The following is a 21,425-nucleotide window of genomic DNA, read 5'->3' as shown; positions in this document are numbered from 1 at the left end:
GTTTTTTTATCCCGAGCTGCAAATTAAGTCTTTTTGAGATGAGAAGAAGTATAGATTGGCTACTTTTAAGCTAATTTTAATATAGAAATTATGATGAATAAAACAGATCAAAAACAAATTAAAGAATTTATAAAATCTATGGATGTAGATGAACGATTTGTTGGAATTTGGTCTGGAACCGATCATGGGAAATTTTTTAAAGGTGAAACAAATAGTTGGATGGTCAATAGAAAAGTTGACGGTACAATGACAGTTAACTTTAAGACCATTCACAGTGATGATTGCGTTACATTTTCTGAAGATGAAGGCGTTTGGTGTACTATTGGTGATGAATATTATGAGTTTAGAGATTCTGATGAAATGGCAGATATTTACACTTATATTTTTATGTCAAAAGATTCGATTCATTTTATTATCAACGAAGAATTGAAAGACGAAGAACCTTATAACTTTATTGATAATAGAGTTTTCTTGGATTAAAAATAATTTTACTGAATCATTTTTTCTGTTATATTCGTATTGTATTAATTAACACTGAAAATGAAAAAACTATTATTTACTCTCTTATTATCAACTTCACTATTTGCTCAAGAAAAAGCAACAGATTTGATTTCAGCACATATTAATGTTTTGGGAGTTGGAGCAAATTATGAGAAAGCCATAACAGATAAAATTACAATTCTTGGTAATTTAAATTATTCTACAATTAATTTTACAGGTTCAGATGATGGTTTGGATATGGATTTCACAGTAAAGTTAGGATTAGAAGGTCGTTATTACTATAATTTTGATCGAAGAAGTTCAAAAGGAAAATCTACTTTAAATAATTCTGCAAATTTTATAGGATTGAAATTTGACTATTATACAGATTGGTTATCAACATACCAAGGGATGGGAAAAGATGATGATTTTGCAAAACTTGTGGTGAATTATGGAATTAAAAGAAATTTTGCTAAAAAATTTTTTTATGAATTCAATTTTGGAGCAGGAATTTTTATAGATACTTATTATCCTTTTAAATATTCTATTAATGGTTCTGATTGGATATATTCAGATAAAGAAACATACATCGACTTCTTACCTGAATTAGGTTTCAAATTTGGTTATAATTTCTAAAAAATATAAATCGTTGAGTTTTCAACGATTTTTTTATTTCATTACCTTTGCACCACAAAATACAAACAAACAACAAATAAGATTATGCCAATAGTAGCACCATCAATTTTAGCAGCCGATTTTGGGAATTTAGCAAAAGACATCGAAATGGTTAATAATTCTCAAGCCGAATGGTTTCATTTAGATGTAATGGACGGCGTTTTTGTTCCGAATATCTCTTACGGAATGCCAATTATCGAGAAAATAAATTCGTTAACAGACAAAGTTTTGGATGTGCATTTAATGATTGTTGATCCAGATCGTTATATTTCAACTTTCAAACAAGTTGGCGCAGATATTTTGACTGTTCATTACGAAGCGTGTACACATTTACATCGTACAATTCAGGCTATAAAAGCAGAAGGAATGAAAGCAGGAGTGGCGCTTAATCCGCATACACCAGTATCTGTTTTAGAAGATGTGATTAATGATTTAGATTTGGTGTTAATTATGAGTGTTAATCCAGGTTTTGGAGGTCAAAAATTCATTGAAAATACTTACAACAAAGTTTCTAAATTGAAAAAAATGATTACAGAAGCTAATGCAAATGTGATCATCGAAATTGATGGAGGAGTTGGAGTACAAAATGCATCAAAATTGGTAGAAGCTGGTGCAGATGCTTTAGTTGCTGGTTCGGCAGTTTTCAATGCTGAGGATCCAACAGCATATATCGCGGAATTACAAAAAGCTTAATAAAAATAGTATTGAGATGTGAGAAATTAGAATTGAGAAGTTCATATTTTTCCTTCAACTATTTAAACAAATAATAAAAAACTGAATCAGAAATGATTCAGTTTTTTTGTTGATTAATCCTGAACTTTTTTCAGGATCCTCATCAAGTTAATCAAACAATTTTCTTATTAAAATCTTAACTTTGTTGCATGAATTTCTCTAAAGACAACCCAAAAAAGATTTATACGATTGATGAAATCAAAGATAAAATGGCAAAATATTGTCTTTATCAAGATCGTTGTCATTGGGAAGTAGAGAAAAAACTTCGTGATTTTGATTTGATTCCAGAAGCGAAAGATGAGATTATTTTTAAGCTAATTCATTACGGATTCCTGAATGAAGAACGATTTGTTCATAATTTTGTTCGAGGAAAAGTCAATCAAAAAATGTGGGGAAGAAATCGTCTTCGTCAAGAATTAAAAATGCGTCAAATTGATCAAAAATTAATTGAAAAAGCATTTAAAGAAGAAATTGATTTGGATAAATATTGGAATAATTTATTGCATTTAACACAAAAAAAGTTCAATTTATTAGCTTCTGAGCGAGAATCTTTCAAGAAAATAAACAAAGTAAAAGCATATTTAGCGTACAAAGGTTACGAGTTCGATTTGATGAATGATGCTATAGAAACAGTGAAAACAAAAGAGTAATACAATTCATCCTTAAAATTCGACAATTCGGTCAACTATTTTTAAAATTAAAAACGACTTCACTTAATTTTATTCCATAATAAATAAACACATTATGGAAAATTTAGTCAACATCATTATTTACATTCACGCATTTTTTGGAGGAATTGGCTTGGTTGCTGGAACAGCTGTTATGATTATAAAAAAAGGAAATTCGACACACAAAAAAGTGGGAAAAATATTTTCGATTGGTATGTTAGTCAGTTCTGTTCTTTCGTTGATTATTTGTGCTTTTCCAAATCACCACAATTCTTTTCTTTTAATGATTGGTATTTTCACGATTTATATGATTTTGATCGGAAATAGAATTCTAAATTATAAGCGCAAAAACTATTCTAATAATTTGGATAAAATCATTTCTGGAGCAATGTTTATCACATCTATTGTGATGATTGTTTTTGGATTACTTCCACTTTTCACAAGCAATGCAATTGGATTATTGTATTTAATTTTTGGGTTTTTAGGAGGGTTTATGTGTTATCGAGATTTTGTTTTTTACAAGAATACAGAGAATTATAAAAAATGGACAATGAATCATGTTGGAAAAATGGTTGGTGCTTATATCGCTTCAGTAACAGCGTTTTTGGTTGCAGGCGCTGGATTTGGAGATAATATTTATTTTTGGATTGTGCCTTCAATTATCGGAACGATTTATATTTTTTCTTGGTCAAAAAAACTAAATAAAAAAGTTGCAGTGAATTGATTATCTTTAATCAAAACACTTATATGAAGAATTTATATTTTTTACTCTTATTCATTCTTTTTGTTCAATGTGAGCAACCGAGCAGTCAATCTGCTAAAGGTTGGGAAAAGAAGAATGAAATAAAAGCAGATTCAGTTTTTAAAGATGAGAATGTAAATGAAGTTATTGAACAAGCTATTGATATTACAAAAAGTAATCATATACCAATTAGAACAATCTCTCTCTTTTTCGCAAAAGAAAAATTTTATTTATATATTTCTTCGACTGGACAAGACTGTTCAATAGGGAATTATTATACATTACCAATTACTATTCAAAATACAGATTATACTATTCTTTTAGATAAAAATGAAGTATTAGATGAATATATCGATATCTCAAATTTAAATTATATCCCTTTAGATAAAGAAAAAATAACATTCTGTTGTGAAATAAAAGGTTACGCTTTTCGATTTCATAAAGATGAAGAAGGAAAGTATCAATTAAGAGAGTTGGAGCATTTTTATAATTATACGGATGATTTTGTTTTAGAAGAAGATAAAAAATATTTTCCTATTCAATATGAGGAAATTCTAGAACCAGAACCATTTATTCATCCTAATGATGTAAAATAAAAAAACGAATTTCGAAACTCGAAATTCGTTCTTACTATTTCTAATATTTACCTAATTCGTTTTCAAATTCTTGCAGATAATTCGCCAAATGAAAACCATCTACAAAACCATGATTCGCCTCAACCGAAACAGGCATATACATTTTATCGTTTTGCGTATACGCTTTTCCAAAAATAATTCGCGGAATAGATTCTCCCGTTCCAAAGTTACTTGGTTGTGTTAGACCTGTAAATCTCGACCATGGAAATGTAGAATGACGAACCAAGCCAATGGTAATTTCTTCATTTTTGATATGCAAACCAACCGAGTTTTCTACACTTTGTATTTGCTCTTGAAGTTGCGCGTTAAATGCATCAAAATCTTCGGTAAAATTCATCAATGCAAAACCAAAAGTTCCGTCTTTTCTTCCAATTGTTGTTCCGCAATCTAAATGATCGTACACAAAAATTTCATCATCTTCGATGCGATATTTAAACTCATTAATCTTATTTTCTGCCAACATCGAGCAATGTAAATAGACTGCGAAAAAAGACAATTTATTTGCTTTGGCAAATTTGTACGTTTTAGAACATTCAACCTCCGCAACAACTCCGACATACGGATTATCCATTTTCGAGAACATATTAAAATGCTCTATACGATTCCAACCTTCAGGATTAAATTTCTGTTTCATTGCTGCAAAGTTAAAAATAGGATTTACAATTACTTCAATCTTTTTTGTTGATATGCATCACCAATTACATTCAGAGTTACGCCTAGAATAATCATAAAAATTCCTAAAGCTAAACTCAGCGAAAAATCTTCACCAAACATCATAACACTTACAGCAACGGCAACCACAGGTTCTGATGCGCCAAGAATAGAAGTGGCTGTAGAACCAATATTTTTAATCGCATAAATCAATGCGATGCTCGAAACAACTGTCGTAACAAACGCAAATGTAAAAAAGTTGAAGGTTAATTCTAATGATGGTAAAATGAAGGATTCTTTGTGAATAATCATTTTTGTTGCGTAATAAATCGTTGTAAATAGAAACGAATAAAAGCTTAATGTAAAGCCTTTTATATCTCGTACTTTCGATTTGTTGACTGTCACAATATATAATCCGTAACCCAAAGCACTAATAAAAACAATTCCTAATCCGATTGGATTTAGCTCGAATTTTCCTTCTTTAAAACTTAATAAAATTACACCAGCCAGTACAAAAACAATGGCTACAATAGTTGAAATTGTAATTCTTTCTTTGAAGAAAACAGCCATTATGATGGCAACAATCAACGGATAAACGAATAATAATGTGGAGGCAATTCCAGGAGTTAAATAATCATAACCTAAAAATAAAGCATCCGCTGAGATTCCGTACAATAATCCTAAAATGATTAAAAATGGAATCTGTTTCACATCTATTTTGAATGATTGTTTTTTGATGAATAAATATGTTCCGACAATCAATGCAGAAAAAAAGAATCGATAGAATAATGTAGTATCCATCGAAAAATTTGCCTGTTTTATAGGTAGGATAAATAATGGAATTAATCCATAAGATATGGAAGAAATTAGTCCATATGCGTAACCTTTGAATTTCATTTTTAATAGAAAAAACGAAGTTCTAATTTCGAACTTCGCATTTGATTAGTATTTATTAAAATTTATTTTCTCGTAAAATCTAAATCTTGGAAGTCGTAACTAAAATCTGTTAACGGAGAAATGGCCTTCATTTTGAAACCTGTCATTTTTCCATCTTTTATTTCTGCATAAACAAAAGCGTCTGCATGGAAATAACGATTGTACCATTTTACTGCAAACGTATTGTCTTTGTAAAAAAGCATTTCACCAGTTAATTGAGGTGAACGTTTCGATTCGAAAATGATTTTTCCTTTCTTTTCATAAATTACAACATCACCAAACCAATTGTCCTTATACGTTCCGATTACACTTTTTGAATCAAATTTGATGGCTTTATTTTTTTGATTTGCTTCAACTGTTTTCCAAACTTCATCGGTAATAACATCGGCTTCTTCCACATTTTTCTTCATTATATCATCATACGTTTTTACCCAATCTGTAGATGGATTTTTTAAGTAAAAATCTTTGATTGTATTCGAGATTGCTCGGAAAGCTGCACCCGATTGTTGGTTTGTCAAAATCACAATTCCTAATTTTTCTTGAGGATAAAACATCGTTTGTGTTACAATTCCTTCCAATCCACCAGTATGCGAAACTTCCAATTTTCCGTTCATATCCTGCAATTGCCATCCCAAACCATACGCTTTGAATAATGAATTATAAGGTGGAGTAGTACGATTTGGTTGTAAAGTTTGTGGTGTAATCATTTCGTTCATTTGTTTTTCCGAAATAATTTGTTTTCCATTCACTTTTCCTTTATCTAAATTGAATTGCAACCATTTTGCAAGATCATCTACATTCGAATAAATTCCTGCAGCTGCATCAAAAATGGTGTTCGTATAACGATCAATCACTTGTAATTTTCCGTCAATTGGAACGTGCGGATTAATTGCATTTTTCTTGTCTTTTAGCAAATGCCAATTCGCTGCAGTATTCGTCATTCCAATTGGTTCCAACAATCTTTTTGTTACAAAATCTGTCCAAGATTGCCCCGAAACTCTTTCAATCACAACTCCTGCAATAATGTATAATAAATTATCGTAATCATATTTTACACGGAAATCTGAAACTGGTTTTAAAAACTGAATATTAGAAATAATATCTTTTGGAGTGAAATTATGTCCATCAGGCCAAACCATCAAATCTCCAGCACCCAAACCTAATCCACTTCGATGCGTTAATAAATCACGAATTGTAAACTCTTTGGTTACATAATCGTTGTACATCTTGAATTCAGGAATGTGCGTAATCACTTTATCATCCCACTTTATATTTCCTTCATCAACCAAAATCGCCAAAGCAGCTGCTGTAAAAGCTTTCGAGTTAGAAGCAATGCCAAAATTTGTATTCGACTGAACTTTTTCTCCCGTTTTAAGAGATTTTACGCCATAACCTTTCGAATGCACAATTGTCCTGTCTTTGATAACCGCAACAGACATTCCAGGAACATCAAATGCTTTCATTGCATTTTCTGTGACTTTATCAATAGCTTGATTCGAAATATTTTGTCCAAAAGCTGTAAAAGAAGCTAATGTAATCGTTGATAAAAGTATATTTTTCATGTGTGAATTTGAATTTTCACGAAGTTAGAAATTTTTATTCATCAGCTTATAGCTTTTAATAAAATATCAAAAATAGAGGATGAATTAATTTTGAATGATTTAAAATTTTATAATAATCAAGTAGAAAGTAAATTACAATTAATTAAAAACATAAATTAGTTAAAAATAATTCAATGAAAATAGCTTTCTTTTCGTCTAAGCCTTATGACAAAACTTTTTTTGAGGCTGAAAATAAAAATTACGGTTTTGAACTTAATTTTTATGAAACACATTTAGGTCCGCATATCGTAAACGCGATTGAAGATGAGCATGCTGTTTGTGTGTTTGTGAATGATAAAGTGAACCGACAAGTCATTGAAGTTTTAGCAAAAAAAGGCGTTAAAATTATTGCATTGAGATGTGCTGGTTTTAATAATGTCGATTTGGAAGCTGCGAAAGAATTTGGAATTAAAATTTGTCGTGTTCCTGCATATTCTCCCGAGGCTGTTGCTGAACATACAATGGCGATGTTGTTAACATTGAATCGAAAAACACATAAAGCTTATAATCGTGTTCGTGAACAAAATTTTGCATTGAACGGTTTACTTGGTTTTAATCTTTTTCAGAAGACGATTGGAATTGTTGGAACAGGAAAAATAGGAAAGGCTTTTATCAATATTGCGAAAGGTTTTGGATGTAAGATTATTGCTTATGATTTGTATCCAGATCAAGAATTGATGAATAATGGCGTGGAATATGTTGAGCTGGATAAGTTGTTTAAAACTTCAGATATTATTTCGTTGCATTGTCCGCTGACGCCAGAAAATCATTACATGATTAATCAAGAAACGATTGCGATGATGAAAGATGGCGTAACGATTATTAATACGAGTAGAGGTGGATTAATCAATACACATGAAGCGATTGAAGCTTTAAAAAATCATAAAATTGGTTATTTGGGAATTGATGTTTATGAACAAGAAGAAAAATTATTCTTCAAAGATTTATCAGCAGAAATTATTCAGGATGACATGATTCAGCGATTGATGAGTTTTCCAAATGTTTTGGTAACTGCGCATCAAGCTTTTTTTACACAAGAAGCGTTGGAACAAATTTCAGAAATTACGATGCGAAGTATTTTAGAAATTTTAGAAAAAGGTTCAACAGATGAGGTTGTGATGTTATAAATTATCTAAATGAGTGGATTTGAAACCATCATATTTTTTGAGACCAAATCCTAAAAAACGATCTAACGCAATATGAGCGAAAAAAATTAATCCAATCATTAAACACCATTCAATGTGTAAAAAATAACCAATGAGAATCAATGAAATTGTCGTAAAATAATTATGAATAAAATTATAAGATATTGCGCCAATCTTATTTCCAAAAAGATAACCTAACATAAAAATATCGGGAGCAAGAAAAAGAATTGCAAACAAAAACCAGGAATAATCAAGTTTATAATAGATGATTAGCGTTACAATTAAAATTGCTAATTGTTCTAATTTTAATAAATTTTTCATAATGTTGATGCTTAATTTATTAGTATAAATATTTTACCAATTGTTACAAAAAAAGCCGTTCATTAGAACGGCTTTTGGTATATAAAAAGAATTTTAATCATTCAATTTCAAAACAGCTAAGAATGCAGATTGGGGAACTTCTACACGTCCAATTTGACGCATTTTCTTCTTACCAGCTTTTTGTTTTTCTAATAACTTACGTTTACGAGAAATATCACCACCATAACATTTTGCAGTAACGTCTTTACGTAATGCTTTGATTGTTTCACGCGCAATAATTTTTGCACCAATCGCGGCTTGAATTGGAATATCAAACTGTTGACGAGGAATTAATTCGCGTAATTTTTCACACATTTTCTTTCCAATATTGTAGGCATTATCAACGTGAATTAAGGCAGATAAAGCATCTACAACTTCACCGTTAATCATGATGTCAACTTTTACCAATTTTGAAGCTTTCATTCCAGAAGGTGCATAATCAAACGATGCATATCCTTTTGAAATAGATTTTAATCGATCATAAAAATCGAAAACAACTTCAGCCAAAGGCATATTGAAAATCATTTCTACTCTATGTTGAGTTAAATAGTTTTGAGATTGTAATTCACCACGTTTCTCAATACATAAACTCATTACAGGACCTACGAATTCAGATTTTGTAATGATTGCTGCTCGAATATATGGTTCTTCAACACGATTTAATCCTGATGGATCTGGTAATTCAGATGGATTATGAACCGGAATCATTTTTTCTGGATCTTTTTCCAAGTACGCTTCATACGAAACGTTAGGAACAGTTGTAATTACCGTCATGTTGAACTCACGTTCTAAACGCTCCTGAATAATTTCTAAGTGTAACATTCCTAAGAATCCACAACGGAAACCGAAACCTAAAGCAGCAGAAGATTCAGCTTCAAAAGTTAATGAAGCATCATTCAAACGTAACTTTTCGATAGAAGCACGCAAATCTTCGTAATCTTCTGTGTCAACCGGATAAATACCAGCGAAAACCATTGGTTTTACTTCCTCGAAACCATCAATAGCTTCGCTTGCAGGATTCTCAACTAATGTAATTGTATCTCCAACTTTTACCTCAGAAGCTTCTTTAATTCCAGAAATAATATAACCTACATCTCCAGTTTTAATGACTTTCTTCTCAACTTGATTCAGTTTTAATGTTCCAATTTCATCGGCACCATATTTTTTGTTGGTAGCCATGAATTTTACTTGATCTCCTTTTTTGATTTCTCCATTTACCACTTTGTAAAAAGCTTCAATTCCTCGGAAAGGATTATAAACAGAGTCAAAAATCAAGGCTTGTAACGGTGCATCTGGATCACCAACTGGTGCAGGAACTTTCTCGATAATTGTGTGTAACAATTCTAACACACCTTCACCTGTTTTTCCACTTACACGCAAAACATCTTCGGGATCACAACCAATCAAATCAACAATATCGTCTGTTACTTCTTCTGGATTTGCAGAAGGTAAATCGATTTTGTTCAAAACTGGAATGATTTCCAAATCATTTTCTAAAGCCAAATAAAGGTTAGAAATGGTTTGTGCTTGTATACTTTGTGCAGCATCTACAATTAACAAAGCTCCTTCACAAGCGGCAATCGAACGAGAAACCTCGTAAGAAAAATCCACGTGACCAGGAGTGTCAATTAAATTTAAAATATATTTTTCACCATCTTTTTCATATTCCATTTGGATGGCGTGCGATTTAATTGTGATTCCGCGTTCGCGTTCCAAATCCATATCGTCTAAAGTTTGATTTTGTAACTCACGATCAGAAATCGTGTTTGTTACTTGCAATAAACGATCGGCCAAGGTACTTTTACCATGGTCAATATGGGCGATAATACAGAAATTACGGATATTTTTCATATTCTATTTGTCGAATAGGCAAAAATAATCTTTTCCGTGCAGACTGCAAGTATTTTGAAAAATATTATGAATTATATTTTAATAAATTAACGAGAGTTGAAGTGTGTTTTTTACTAAAAAATAAATCTAGGCAATTATCCGATGAAAAAAAGTATATAATTTATCTTCTTTTACTAGACCAAATTTTTGTTTCAAACGATACTTTGTTATTCGTACACTTTTTGGTTCAATATTAAGAAGAGTTGCAATTTGTTTGGTGTCTAAACCAAGATAGATATACGAACAATATTTCAAATTAAGAGGTGTTAGTTTTTGCTTAGAATGCTCGTTTAGCGTTTTGAAAAAGTTTGAATGTAATTCTTGAATTCTAAATTTAGCACTTTCAAAATCATAATCCATTAAATTTTCTTCTCGCATAACTTGTTTTAAATTGATAGAAGAATCATTTCCATTTTTTTGTAGTTTCCGCTTGATCTTGATTGTACAAATCGATTGAATAATCAGTTGCTTTTTTCTGAAATTCAAATATAGCCGAGTCAACCTAAGTTTAGCATATTCGTTATTCCCATAATTAACGAAGCCTATATTATGTATTCAACAAAAGAAATTGTTTTTAATAATCTCTTTTGTGTTTATATGAATTTTAAACCTAATTTTATCCTTATGAAAATCAGCACAAAATGAGGAGATTACTATTTTTTGTTATTACTTTTTTTACATTTATTCAACTTTCTGCTCAAACGACTCGAAATTTGAATTTAGAGAATTGGACTTTTCAACAAAAAGGAGATTCAAAATGGCTGAAAGCTGAGATTCCTGGTTCTGTTCATACCGATTTGATGTTAAATAATATTATTCCAAATCCTTACAAAGACGTTAATGATGCAAAAGTGCAATGGGTAGAAAACGAAGATTGGAACTACAAAACTTCTTTTGATTTGACTGAAGCCGAACGAAAAGCGCAAAACATTCAGTTAAAATTTAATGGATTGGATACATATGCAAAAGTTTTTCTGAACGGAAAATTAATTCTGGATGCGAATAATATGTTTCGAATTTGGGAAGTTTCGGTCAAAGATTTACTGAAAGATAAAAATAATTTGCTCGAAATACAATTCAAATCGTCGCCTAATGAAGGAAAACGATTAGCAAATCTTCTTCCATATAAATACCAGAAGGTGAGCGTGTTTTTACTCGAAAAGCGCAATATCAGTATGGTTGGGATTGGGGACCAAGATTGGTAACGGTTGCGATTTATAAACCAATTGAACTTATTTCTTGGAATAATTTAAAACTGAATGACTTGTCTTATGAAATTGTCAAATTGGATAAAAATCAAGCGAAAGTAAAGTTTAAATTTATTATCCAATCGGAACAAAATACAGCTGTAGAAATTAATTTTAATCAGAAAATAATCACTCAAAAATTAACCAAAGGAATTAATCATTTTTCGATTGATGAAACGATTCACAATCCAAAATTATGGTGGCCAAATGGAATGGGCGAACAGTATTTATACGATTATCAATTCAAAATTAAACAAGGGAATGAACAGATATTTAAGTATTTAAAATTTGGTTTACGTACGATAGAATTGGTACAAGAAAAAGACGAAGTTGGCTCTAGGTTTTATTTTAAAGTGAATAGGGTTCCAACTTATATGAAAGGTGCAAATTATATTCCGCAAGATAATTTTGTTTCACGAGTTTCAAAAAATGATTATGAAAAGTTGATAAATAGTTCGGTTGAAGCCAATATGAATATGATTCGTATTTGGGGTGGTGGAATTTATGAGGACGATTATTTTTATGAATTATGCGACGAAAAAGGTTTGTTGGTTTGGCAAGATTTTATGTACGCTTGTGCTTTTTATCCTGGCGATCAAGATTTTCTTCACAATGTAAAACAAGAAACAATTGATCAAGTGAATCGCCTAAAAAATCATACTTCTATTGCGCTTTGGTGTGGAAATAATGAAATTGATGAAGCGTGGAAAAATTGGGGATATCAGAAACAAATGGGCTGGTCGAAACAAGATTCGTTGAGTATTTGGAAAGATTATCAAACGACTTTTCATCATATTATTCCGAATGTTTTAGATTCGATTTTACCAAAATCAGAGAATCGCTATTGGCCGTCTTCACCTTCGATTGGTTGGGGAAGAAAAGAAAGTTTGACGCAAGGAGATTCGCATTATTGGGGCGTTTGGTGGGGAATGGAACCGTTTGAAACGTATGAAAAAAAAGTTCCACGTTTTGCTTCTGAATATGGTTTTCAAGGAATGCCAACGTTGAAAACGGTGAAATCAATGTTTTCTGAAAAAGATACATTGAGTAAAAATTCTGCAATAATTTTAGCGCATCAAAAAAATCCAAAAGGTTGGGAAACAATCAACGAATATATGCAGCGAGATTATGTTGTTCCGACCGATTTTGTGCAGTACAACTACGTTTCTCAATTGTTACAAGCACGCGGAATTCAGTTGGCAATTGAAGCACATCGACGTGCAAAACCTTATAATATGGGAAGTTTGTATTGGCAATTGAATGACGTTTGGCCAGTAACTTCGTGGTCGTCTTTGGATAAATTAGGAAATTGGAAAGCGTTACATTATCAAGTGAAAAGAAGTTTCGAAAATGTGCTAATTTCAGTAGAAAAAGAAGAAAATGTGTACAAAATTTATATCGTAAATGACTTATTGAAAGATTTGAAAGGAAAAGTAAAATTTTCTGTGGTAGATTTTAATGGAAATAAACATTGGACTAATGATAAAGATGTAATTATTTTATCAAATTCTTTAACCAAGATAATGGAATTAACTGATGAAATTTTGAAAGGAACTTCTTCAACTAAATGAATGTTAAAAATCAATAATATTTTTCTCCCTATTTTTAGTGAAATTTCACAAAGGATTTGGAAATGTGAATTTTATTGACTTAAATTTGCACTGATAAAAATCATAACGTATAACAATTTAATAACGAAGAAATAAAATGTTCAAAGAAACGACATATCAGTTTTTAGCTATTGCAACAGATTTTGCAATGAGCATTCTTCGTGCTTATAAATCGTAAATAATTTACTTATTATATCAAAAGCCCGGAGGATTCTTCGGGCTTTTTCTTTTATTATTCCATTCTAGATTCAGAATAACTTCTAAAAACTTCCGAAGAAGAAATAGTTAGCGCTAATTATTTCAAAATAATTATTTGCAATCAAATAATCCATTTTATGGAAGATTCAATTTTCTTTTCTACTCAATTACGAACAAAAAGAGCGAGGAAAAGAAGTGTAAAAACAACGAAAGAAAAAAATGTAAGAGAGAAATATAAACGTCAAAAAGAAATTTTTAAAGAACAAAAAGAAATTCCGCTTGTTCTTTTAAAAGAGCCGTGTCAAAAAGGTTTTGAGCGATATATTGTATTGAGAGAAGATATTAAAAAAGAAAATGAGATTGAGTTTTTTACTCAAATTCTAAAGAAAATAAATACTTCTCAATATGCAGAAACGCGAAAGTTTGTAAAAAAACGAAAACGAAACGGAAAGCGAATTTATGTTCAGAGAATTCAAGAGTTGAAACAATTGCAACCTTACGAATATTCAGGTCCGTATTCAATTTTGAATGATGAAGAACGTCTATATTTTGTGTGTATTCAGGTGTATGATCCCAAGACAAAACGTTTCAAAGGAATTTATGAATTTCTACAACCGTGGCGTTTTCGATTGATTATAAAACCAAATATGATTACGTATTACAAACCGCTTGATATTGATTTGAAGCGCGAAGAAGCGCAAATCGATCATTTTTTTGACAAGTATAAAAATCAAGGAATCCTTTTAAAGAAAATAGTTGGAGGAGGGTATTCGTATGAACGAAAACCAAAATTTAAAAATCCTTTTACAAAAAGGAAATTTTTTAATAATAAAAATTTAGCGATTGAAATCGCTGAAATGCTGATGGAAAAAGAACATCAGTTATCTAAAAGATATTAATCATGGGAAATAAAATCTCTGGAAAGGACTTTATAAAAATAGGCTTTCCAAAATATAATTCGATCAATATTGCAATTGGGCAAATTCATCGATACAGAAAAAAAGAAAAGAAACAAACGATTATTAACGAAGCAAAAGAAGTTTTACTTGAGCCAGAAAAATACATCGGTCACGGAATTTGGGGAAAAGTTGCGGAAGGATTAATAAAACCAGTTGAGGTTAGATTACAAGAATTAAAAACAACGCGTTCACCTTTTTCGATTTTTGGAGAAAATGAAATTGACGAGCAAGCAAAATTTCAATTATATGATGCATTGAAATTGCCAATTTCGGTAAAAGGAGCTTTGATGCCAGATGCGCATTCGGGGTATGGATTGCCAATCGGAGGTGTCTTAGCGACGGATAATGCGGTGATTCCTTATGGAGTTGGTGTGGATATTGGTTGTAGAATGAGTCTTTCGGTTTACGATTTGCCAGCTAGTTTTTTGAAAGGAAAATCGCATCAATTGATTCAGATTTTGCAAGATCATACCAAATTCGGAATGTATGAAACGCATAAACTAAAAGCGGATCATGAAATTTTTGAACGTTCTATTTTTGATGAAATTCCAATCTTGAAAAGTTTAAAAACAAAAGCTTATCAACAATTAGGAACTTCTGGTGGAGGGAATCATTTTGTTGAATTTGGGATTGTGAAATTAGATGAGGTAAAACCTGAATGGAACTTGATTCCAGGAGAATATTTGGCTGTTTTATCGCATAGTGGTTCGCGTGGTTTGGGTGCAAATATTGCAAAACATTATACGTATTTGGCGACGAAACAATGTCCACTTCCGAAGCAAGTTCAGCATTTGGCTTGGTTAGATTTGGACACGTACGATGGCCAAGAATATTGGGCAGCGATGAATTTGGCTGGCGAATATGCCAAGGCTTGTCACGATGATATTCACCGAAGAATTGCGAAAGCTTTGGGAAAACGTATCGTTTTTAACATCGAAAATCATCACAATTTTGCGTGGAAAGAAATGGTTGAAGGAACGGAACGAATTGTTCATCGTAAAGGAGCGACGCCAGCTGGAAAAGGAATTTTAGGAATTATTCCAGGTTCGATGACCGCGAACGGTTACATTGTTGAAGGTTTGGGAAATGAATTGAGTATTAATTCGGCTTCGCATGGTGCGGGACGAAAAATGTCGCGTGCGAAATGTAAATCAACAATTACTAAAAGTTTTATGAATTCACAATTGAAAGATGCAGGAATTGAGCTGATTGGCGGAAGTGTAGATGAAGCACCTTTGGCATATAAAAACATAAAAACGGTGATGAATTTACAGACTGAATTAGTGAAAGTGTTGGGAACTTTTACACCGAAAATTGTACGAATGGATAAATAATGATGAGGAAAAAAATTATTCAACTTACATCGGGTAGAGGACCAGCGGAATGCAATTTTGTGGTGACTAATGTTTTTAAAAAGTTTTCGGAAGCGTGCACAAAATCTGAAATTAAGTTTGACATAATTGAAAGAGAAATGGATAAAGATTTTCATCAACTTTCATCTGTGATTATAGAACTTGAAGGAAATGATTTAAACACGTTTTTAAAAACTTGGCTTGGAGCAATTTTATGGATTGGTAAAAGTCCATACCGAAAATTTCATCAACGAAAAAATTGGTTTATTGGTTGTTTTGAATTAGAAATTCCGAAAGAAAATTCAATCAATCCGAATGAAATTATATACCAAACAATGCGAAGCTCTGGAAATGGTGGACAAAATGTAAACAAAGTAAATTCGGCTGTTCGTGCGATACATCAACCAAGTGGAATTTCGGCTGTTTCGATGGATTTACGTTCACAACATCAGAACAAAAAAACTGCAACAACTCGTTTGTTATTGAAATTACAAGGATTTGAAACCAATAAATTGAAGGACTTGGTTCAAAAAAAATGGAATAATCAAACGTCTATTGCAAGAGGGAATCCTGTGAAAATATTCAGAGGAGATAAATTTAGTGAATAAAAAAAAGCCGCTCAATGAGCGGCTTTTAGTTTATTTTTTCAAAATAGCTTGGATAATTCCTTCCAAATTTTCATTGAATTCGAGCAATTGAGCAAAAACTTTATCGTCTTTATTCAAGCCACCGTGTTTGTTATTTTTTACAAAGGTTGCTTTTATCGTTTCCCAACGTTCTTTTTCTTTAGCAGTTATCAAACCTGCAATTTCTTTTAATCGCAACAAATTCGATTCTGTATCTGTTGTCAATGTTTGCGATTCACTTTCGTAATGCGCTAAAATAGTTTCGTTAATTTCTTTTTCGTTCATCATTGGAACAATTTTCGAAACCAATTTTGACATATTTCTGTACGAACCTTGCATTTTGAAAGGCGGTTCCGTTCTGTAATCATCTTGCATTGCTGCGCTCGAAATATAATTTTGATTGACTTTTACGACAATATTTCTAATCTTAATCACATGTTTTAGAACTGCAATAAAATCATCAATTTCTTGTTTCAAATAATTGCCTTCCAAATCCGGAAGTTGTTCTTGATTTTCGGTTACAAAATTTGTTAACTTGTAAAAATCTGTCAAACTTTTTGAAGCAATTTTATCCAAATAAGGATTATCTCCTGTTGCATTTTCAATCAAACTTAAATTGAACAACGTTTCCGTATCACCAATTACATCACCCAAATTATAAACATCAGCACGATTAGCCAACATATCTGGAATCTGAAATTTAGAGCCGCTTTCCGTATATGGATTTCCTGCCATTACAATGCAAAAACGTTTTCCGCGTAAATCGTAGGTTTTACTTTCTCCTTCAAAAATTCCATCAATTTTTCGCTGTCCATCGGCTAATGAAATAAATTTCTGTAAAAATTCGGCACTCAAATGCTGAATATCGTCCAAGTACAACATTACATTATCTGCCATTTCAAACGAAAGATTTATCTTTTTTAATTCCTCTCTTTCTCCAGAAGTTTTGGCTTCTATTGGATCGATTGATGTAATATTATGTCCAATTGTTGGTCCATTTACTTTCACAAAATGTAGGCCCATTGTTTTTGCTAAATACTCCATCAACGTCGTTTTTCCATAACCAGGAGGCGAAATTAACAACAACATTCCCATTCGTGCAGTACGCTTGTTATCGCCTGCAGTTCCCAATTGTTTGGCTAAATTATTTCCGATTAAAGGAAAATAAACTTCGTTGATTAATTTATTTCGAACAAATGATGTTAAAACTTTTGGTTCAAATTCTGCGATTTTTAAATCCTTTTCATAAGCTTTCGAAATTTCTTCTTTTAACTTTTGGAATGATTTAAAATTTGGAACATCAACAGTTGAAAAATGCTCTAATTTAGAAATGATTTCATGATAATTTTGTGTATAAATACCATCAATTATTACGGTATGATTTCCTTTTAAATCTTCAATTATAATAGATGAATTTCCATTTATTAACTGAAATTTATCTTTAGAAAACAATAACATCGTTGCTACTTCATTTACAACATTTCTGTAAGTTGAAAAATTTTCATTTTCATCGATAAAAGAATGAATCCAGTTTTCGATCAAGTAAAATTTTTCGGTTGAAGAAAATTGTTCATCTGCAATCAACGCATTAAAATCATCTGAATTTTTATTTTTCTCTAAGTAATTAATGAATTCTTTTCGAAAATTTTCAGCTTCATTACTCATCGAAAAAGCTTGATATTTTGTGAAAGTTCTAAACAAATAATTGGCAACTTTTTCTGAAGTTGTTATTGTTTTATCCCATTCAGTTTCCCAATTTTCAAAAAGCGATTTGATTTCATTTAGAATATTTTCAAATCGAGTTGAATTCGGAAAATTTTTCAAAATTAATTGAGCCGAATTAATCATTGCATTCAACTTATCTTGCAAATTCTTTTCTAAAGAATGGCAAAAAATTTGAGCAGTTGTACGAGTTGGCGCATCAAATTGCAACACATCTAATTTCGAATTTATGTTGACCAATTCAGTAAAAATTCGAAACGCATCAAAATTGTGAACGCCTTTTATATAACCTTCCGAATAATTTTGTTCAATGATTTGATTGATAAATTTTTCAGCATCAAAATCGTTTTCATTTCTTGCTAAAAAAGCTTGATAAGCTAAATATTCAGCACGATAAACCAATTGATTTTCCGAAACAAATTCTTGGTTCCAAATATCTTGGTAACGATAAATCTCATCGTTTTTAACTTTTTGATAGAAACTTGTACCTGTTAAATGATAAAATAATTCGTTGTTACGATTCAACAATGTCAGCGCTAATTGCTGCGTATTGACCGTAAATTTATTTTGACCAAGCGCAATAATATTTTGCCCATCAACAAAAAGTTCAGTTTTATCTCGTAAAACACGAAGCGTATCTTCTTGCGATTTTTTTAATAGATTTTCAAGGTTTTCGGCTTTCGAAACATCTTTTAAATCCTTCAATTCTTGAATGATTTGACGCATTTTGTCAATCATTAAATCCGAAGAATAAAACGCTAAAATTTCTTCTTTCTCAGAAAAAGTTTTGGCTTTATTTTCGATATTTTTCAAGACGCGCAAGCCAATTTGTTCTAATGAATTGGTGCGTTTGTTGGTTTGTTCAACTAATTGTTCACGTTTCGAATTGAATGCCTTGATAATTTCGTCGCGCTTATCTGCAATTTTCAAGGCGAAATCATCAAAATCAGAAAATTTACTTTCTAATTCTTCAAGTTGAACAATTATTTTTGTATTGTATTCTTCCGTTTTTTCGGCAGTTGTTGATAATTCTAAAAAGTTAACCACACTTTGTTCTAACAACGTGATTTGAGCAGAAAATTCTGCAACAGCTTCTTTGCTTTTTAACGCAGAAGTTTGACGTGTTAATTGGGCACGAACTTCGTTAAGCGAAGCAAAAATAACCGAGATTTTCTCAATGATTTTTGTTGTTTGTGTTGCGTCTTCAATTTTTAAACTGTTCAGAATATCAATCAATAATTCTAATTCTGAGGCAATTTTAAGACAGGCTTCTTCGATAACTTTCGCATCAATGACTTTTTCGATAGAAGCTACTAAGTTTTTCTGTTCAGCAACTTTTTCTTCGTATGGAATTAGTGCTTCATCCAATAAAAGAAACTCAATTGTTTTGGTTGATAAATTTTCGTTTACCTCTTGCAATCGGTTTTCTAATTCTTGAACACGCTCTAAATTGATGTAGCGAATTGAACGTAAATCAATAACTTTTCCTTGAATTTTACGAGCCTCAGCTAAATGTTCAACCAATAAATCCAATTGATTGTACGTTGTGCTATTTACTTTGAAAACGATTTCTTCAATCGATTCTTCCGTTTTTTCTAAGGTTTCTTGCGCAAATTTTTTCTGAATTTGAACTTTAGCAAATTCATCAATCGCTGTATTGGCAACTGTTTTTATTTCTAATAAAGGAACAGCAAGCTCAAAAGTCTCTTGATCATTAATCCAAAAATAGCCATCTACAATATTATTCGCTTTTTTTACAATGTCCTCGTATAAACCTTCGTACGAATCTTCTTTGTTGATTAATTGAATAACCTCCTGAGATTCAGCCATTGCTTTCACAATGTCTTTGTTCCCAATTTTATATAATGGATGATTTGTTTTCTCTGTATTTTCAATCAAACGTTCAACATAAGGTGTTTGCCAAATTTGAACTTGATGATGTCTTGTCGCTTCTTCTTCGGTGCGGAAATAAATTAAACTTCCATCTTTAAAAATCGTAAAACCATTACAAACTATAGGTGTTTCCACAGTTTGTTGAATGATATTGTACGATAAAAGAATGTATGTATTGGTTTCATCTTGATTGAAAATGTACATAAAATCTTCTCCGTTCGGAGAATTTACACGACGGAAAAATTGAAAATGCTCTAAATTATTATTATCGAAAAGATGATACGTTCCGTTTTGTAAATAATAACCATTCGAAAAAATTAAACCTTGATTATCGGGTAACAGAACTGCTGCATCTAAAAGTGCAGGAATGTTGATAACTTCTTTGGTGCGAACATTGTAAATATAGGCTCTGAAATCTTCTTGAAACGGTTTTATTTTAACCGCAATTAGATTTCCTAAATCGGCATAATAATATTCGGCATCGTCTAATTGTTGATCTAAATGTGTCACTTTTTCAGTGAAAATTCCTTTTCCTGAATCCGTATTATCTTCAATTTTAAAAGTAATATCACCACCAATTGCTTCGATAAAAATCTTATCTAAAATAGAAATATGTGGAAACTTTCCTAATCGACGATCATCGATAGAAGTTTTTTGCCATTCAAAATCAAATTGATCTGCTTTTTTTACTTCGTGAATGCTGCGATCATCTTGATAAATTAATTTTCCGTCTTTGATTAACCATTTAAACGCTTTCAAATCTTGTGCGCTTTTACTGGTTTGGAAAACCATGTATAGATAATTATCTGTTCTACGAAATTTAGAAAAGATAGAATCGCGGTAATATTTATATAAATTCTGAAAATCTGTAAAGAAATTCTGATCGTTTATTAAGTCGAGAGGTTGAGGAATAAATTGATTTTCTTGAAACAGATAAATACTAAAAACATCGCTCAACTGAATGTCTGTGCGTAAACCGAAATGCACGTTGTAACCAAAAATACACAATTTATCGAACGCGATAATTCCACGTGCGACGCATGTATTTTCTGTCGTAATTCTTTGGTTTGCGCTTAATGCAAAATTGGTAGAATTGAAGACTTCTTTTCGAGCATCATTCAATTTCGTTAATCTTTCCGAAAGAAAATCTTTTTGTGTAAGAAGTCTTTTTCGGATGATTTCGTACGCGCCTGCATCAAGCGTTTCGGTAACGTTAATATTTTTTTCTTCTTGCATTAAATTAAAATCTAGAAGGTGATTAAACTGTAATTAAGAGCGATTGAAACGAATAGATTCAATCACT

The 21,425-nt window shown here is 31.4% G+C and carries 19 protein-coding genes; 12 read left to right on the top strand and 7 right to left on the bottom strand.

Going from position 1 to position 21,425, the window contains the following annotated elements; genetic code table 11:
• Positions 1-90 precede the first annotated feature (90 nt).
• The 6 genes from B3792_RS00530 (at position 91) to B3792_RS00505 (ending at position 3,893) form a co-directional block, all read left to right on the top strand.
• Positions 91-480 carry a hypothetical protein gene (locus B3792_RS00530; protein WP_219035270.1) on the top strand — a complete coding sequence of 130 codons (390 nt, stop codon included), beginning with the start codon at positions 91-93 and terminating at the stop codon, positions 478-480.
• A 60-nt stretch (positions 481-540) separates the two neighbouring features.
• Positions 541-1,116 carry a DUF3575 domain-containing protein gene (locus tag B3792_RS00525; protein WP_219035269.1) on the top strand — a complete coding sequence of 192 codons (576 nt, stop codon included), beginning with the start codon at positions 541-543 and terminating at the stop codon, positions 1,114-1,116.
• An 84-nt stretch (positions 1,117-1,200) separates the two neighbouring features.
• Positions 1,201-1,848, top strand: coding sequence for a ribulose-phosphate 3-epimerase (gene rpe, locus B3792_RS00520; RefSeq protein WP_280036965.1), 648 nt, complete (start codon positions 1,201-1,203; stop codon positions 1,846-1,848).
• Between the two features lie 188 nt (positions 1,849-2,036).
• Entirely contained in the window at positions 2,037-2,537 is a 501-nt protein-coding gene (locus tag B3792_RS00515) for a regulatory protein RecX (RefSeq protein WP_291047174.1), read from the top strand.
• Between the two features lie 94 nt (positions 2,538-2,631).
• Positions 2,632-3,279 (top strand): hypothetical protein, encoded by a 648-nt coding sequence (locus B3792_RS00510; RefSeq protein WP_291047175.1) that lies wholly within the window; start codon positions 2,632-2,634, stop codon positions 3,277-3,279.
• Between the two features lie 23 nt (positions 3,280-3,302).
• Positions 3,303-3,893: a hypothetical protein gene (locus B3792_RS00505; RefSeq protein ID WP_286495877.1), complete on the top strand. Its 591-nt coding sequence runs from the start codon at positions 3,303-3,305 to the stop codon at positions 3,891-3,893.
• 40 nt (positions 3,894-3,933) lie between these two features.
• Here B3792_RS00505 and B3792_RS00500 read toward each other — a convergent pair whose 3' ends face one another.
• The 3 genes from B3792_RS00500 to B3792_RS00490 all read right to left on the bottom strand — a co-directional run bounded on the left by B3792_RS00500 (position 3,934) and on the right by B3792_RS00490 (position 7,081).
• Entirely contained in the window at positions 3,934-4,566 is a 633-nt protein-coding gene (locus tag B3792_RS00500; protein ID WP_286495878.1) for a CatA-like O-acetyltransferase, read from the bottom strand.
• A gap of 29 nt (positions 4,567-4,595) precedes the next feature.
• Positions 4,596-5,480 (bottom strand): DMT family transporter, encoded by an 885-nt coding sequence (locus tag B3792_RS00495; protein WP_286495880.1) that lies wholly within the window; start codon positions 5,478-5,480, stop codon positions 4,596-4,598.
• Positions 5,481-5,542: 62 nt separating this feature from the next.
• Positions 5,543-7,081 carry a serine hydrolase gene (locus B3792_RS00490; protein ID WP_291047178.1) on the bottom strand — a complete coding sequence of 513 codons (1,539 nt, stop codon included), beginning with the start codon at positions 7,079-7,081 and terminating at the stop codon, positions 5,543-5,545.
• A 173-nt stretch (positions 7,082-7,254) separates the two neighbouring features.
• Here B3792_RS00490 and B3792_RS00485 point away from each other — a divergent pair, with 173 nt between their 5' ends.
• On the top strand, positions 7,255-8,247 hold the full coding sequence (locus B3792_RS00485; protein WP_125350034.1) for a 2-hydroxyacid dehydrogenase: 993 nt from the start codon (positions 7,255-7,257) through the stop codon (positions 8,245-8,247).
• Here the strand turns inward: B3792_RS00485 and B3792_RS00480 are convergent.
• From B3792_RS00480 to B3792_RS00470, 3 genes are all read right to left on the bottom strand, one after another.
• A complete protein-coding gene (locus B3792_RS00480; protein WP_125350035.1) occupies positions 8,242-8,586 on the bottom strand; it encodes a DUF4260 domain-containing protein in 345 nt (114 codons plus the stop codon). The genes B3792_RS00485 and B3792_RS00480 overlap by 6 nt on opposite strands.
• A 93-nt stretch (positions 8,587-8,679) precedes the next feature.
• Positions 8,680-10,476, bottom strand: coding sequence for a translation elongation factor 4 (gene lepA / locus B3792_RS00475; RefSeq protein ID WP_038332533.1), 1,797 nt, complete (start codon positions 10,474-10,476; stop codon positions 8,680-8,682).
• Positions 10,477-10,602: 126 nt separating this feature from the next.
• Entirely contained in the window at positions 10,603-10,893 is a 291-nt protein-coding gene (locus B3792_RS00470) for a helix-turn-helix transcriptional regulator (RefSeq protein WP_219035376.1), read from the bottom strand.
• Between the two features lie 263 nt (positions 10,894-11,156).
• Here B3792_RS00470 and B3792_RS00465 point away from each other — a divergent pair, with 263 nt between their 5' ends.
• The 5 genes from B3792_RS00465 to prfH all read left to right on the top strand — a co-directional run bounded on the left by B3792_RS00465 (position 11,157) and on the right by prfH (position 16,489).
• Complete coding sequence (locus B3792_RS00465; RefSeq protein WP_219035377.1) at positions 11,157-11,720, top strand: glycosyl hydrolase 2 galactose-binding domain-containing protein; 564 nt, start codon at positions 11,157-11,159, stop codon at positions 11,718-11,720.
• Positions 11,645-13,333, top strand: coding sequence for a beta-mannosidase (locus tag B3792_RS00460; protein ID WP_409450507.1), 1,689 nt, complete (start codon positions 11,645-11,647; stop codon positions 13,331-13,333). The genes B3792_RS00465 and B3792_RS00460 overlap by 76 nt, the downstream gene beginning before the upstream one ends.
• 374 nt (positions 13,334-13,707) lie before the next feature.
• Positions 13,708-14,469, top strand: a complete 762-nt coding sequence (locus B3792_RS00455) for a hypothetical protein (RefSeq protein ID WP_219035379.1) — start codon at positions 13,708-13,710, stop codon at positions 14,467-14,469.
• A gap of 2 nt (positions 14,470-14,471) precedes the next feature.
• Positions 14,472-15,863, top strand: coding sequence for an RtcB family protein (locus B3792_RS00450; protein ID WP_219035380.1), 1,392 nt, complete (start codon positions 14,472-14,474; stop codon positions 15,861-15,863).
• A complete protein-coding gene (gene prfH / locus B3792_RS00445) occupies positions 15,863-16,489 on the top strand; it encodes a peptide chain release factor H (protein ID WP_257468282.1) in 627 nt (208 codons plus the stop codon). Before B3792_RS00450 ends, prfH begins: the two co-directional genes overlap by 1 nt.
• Before the next feature lie 30 nt (positions 16,490-16,519).
• Here the strand turns inward: prfH and B3792_RS00440 are convergent, their stop codons facing one another.
• Positions 16,520-21,358, bottom strand: coding sequence for a DNA repair ATPase (locus tag B3792_RS00440; RefSeq protein ID WP_221856599.1), 4,839 nt, complete (start codon positions 21,356-21,358; stop codon positions 16,520-16,522).
• Positions 21,359-21,425: the final 67 nt, after the last annotated feature.

It is taken from the genome of Empedobacter sp. UBA5924, from assembly GCF_002431085.1.
Lineage (GTDB): Bacteria > Bacteroidota > Bacteroidia > Flavobacteriales > Weeksellaceae > Empedobacter > Empedobacter falsenii_B.
The sequence above is the reverse complement of the archived record's forward strand: the minus strand, read 5'-3'. Positions and strand labels throughout refer to the sequence as shown.

Excerpts from the sequence above, each read along its gene's own strand:
- B3792_RS00490 (WP_291047178.1), bottom strand. The coding sequence starts at position 7,081 with ATGAAAAATATACTTTTATCAACGATTACATTAGCTTCTTTTACAGCT.
- B3792_RS00465 (WP_219035377.1), top strand. The coding sequence starts at position 11,157 with ATGAGGAGATTACTATTTTTTGTTATTACTTTTTTTACATTTATTCAA.
- B3792_RS00450 (WP_219035380.1), top strand. The coding sequence starts at position 14,472 with ATGGGAAATAAAATCTCTGGAAAGGACTTTATAAAAATAGGCTTTCCA.
- B3792_RS00455 (WP_219035379.1), top strand. The coding sequence starts at position 13,708 with ATGGAAGATTCAATTTTCTTTTCTACTCAATTACGAACAAAAAGAGCG.
- B3792_RS00480 (WP_125350035.1), bottom strand. The coding sequence starts at position 8,586 with ATGAAAAATTTATTAAAATTAGAACAATTAGCAATTTTAATTGTAACG.
- rpe (WP_280036965.1), top strand. The coding sequence starts at position 1,201 with ATGCCAATAGTAGCACCATCAATTTTAGCAGCCGATTTTGGGAATTTA.
- lepA (WP_038332533.1), bottom strand. The coding sequence starts at position 10,476 with ATGAAAAATATCCGTAATTTCTGTATTATCGCCCATATTGACCATGGT.
- B3792_RS00485 (WP_125350034.1), top strand. The coding sequence starts at position 7,255 with ATGAAAATAGCTTTCTTTTCGTCTAAGCCTTATGACAAAACTTTTTTT.
- B3792_RS00470 (WP_219035376.1), bottom strand. The coding sequence starts at position 10,893 with ATGCGAGAAGAAAATTTAATGGATTATGATTTTGAAAGTGCTAAATTT.
- B3792_RS00515 (WP_291047174.1), top strand. The coding sequence starts at position 2,037 with ATGAATTTCTCTAAAGACAACCCAAAAAAGATTTATACGATTGATGAA.
- B3792_RS00525 (WP_219035269.1), top strand. The coding sequence starts at position 541 with ATGAAAAAACTATTATTTACTCTCTTATTATCAACTTCACTATTTGCT.
- B3792_RS00500 (WP_286495878.1), bottom strand. The coding sequence starts at position 4,566 with ATGAAACAGAAATTTAATCCTGAAGGTTGGAATCGTATAGAGCATTTT.
- B3792_RS00530 (WP_219035270.1), top strand. The coding sequence starts at position 91 with ATGATGAATAAAACAGATCAAAAACAAATTAAAGAATTTATAAAATCT.
- B3792_RS00495 (WP_286495880.1), bottom strand. The coding sequence starts at position 5,480 with ATGAAATTCAAAGGTTACGCATATGGACTAATTTCTTCCATATCTTAT.
- B3792_RS00440 (WP_221856599.1), bottom strand. The coding sequence starts at position 21,358 with ATGCAAGAAGAAAAAAATATTAACGTTACCGAAACGCTTGATGCAGGC.
- prfH (WP_257468282.1), top strand. The coding sequence starts at position 15,863 with ATGATGAGGAAAAAAATTATTCAACTTACATCGGGTAGAGGACCAGCG.
- B3792_RS00510 (WP_291047175.1), top strand. The coding sequence starts at position 2,632 with ATGGAAAATTTAGTCAACATCATTATTTACATTCACGCATTTTTTGGA.
- B3792_RS00505 (WP_286495877.1), top strand. The coding sequence starts at position 3,303 with ATGAAGAATTTATATTTTTTACTCTTATTCATTCTTTTTGTTCAATGT.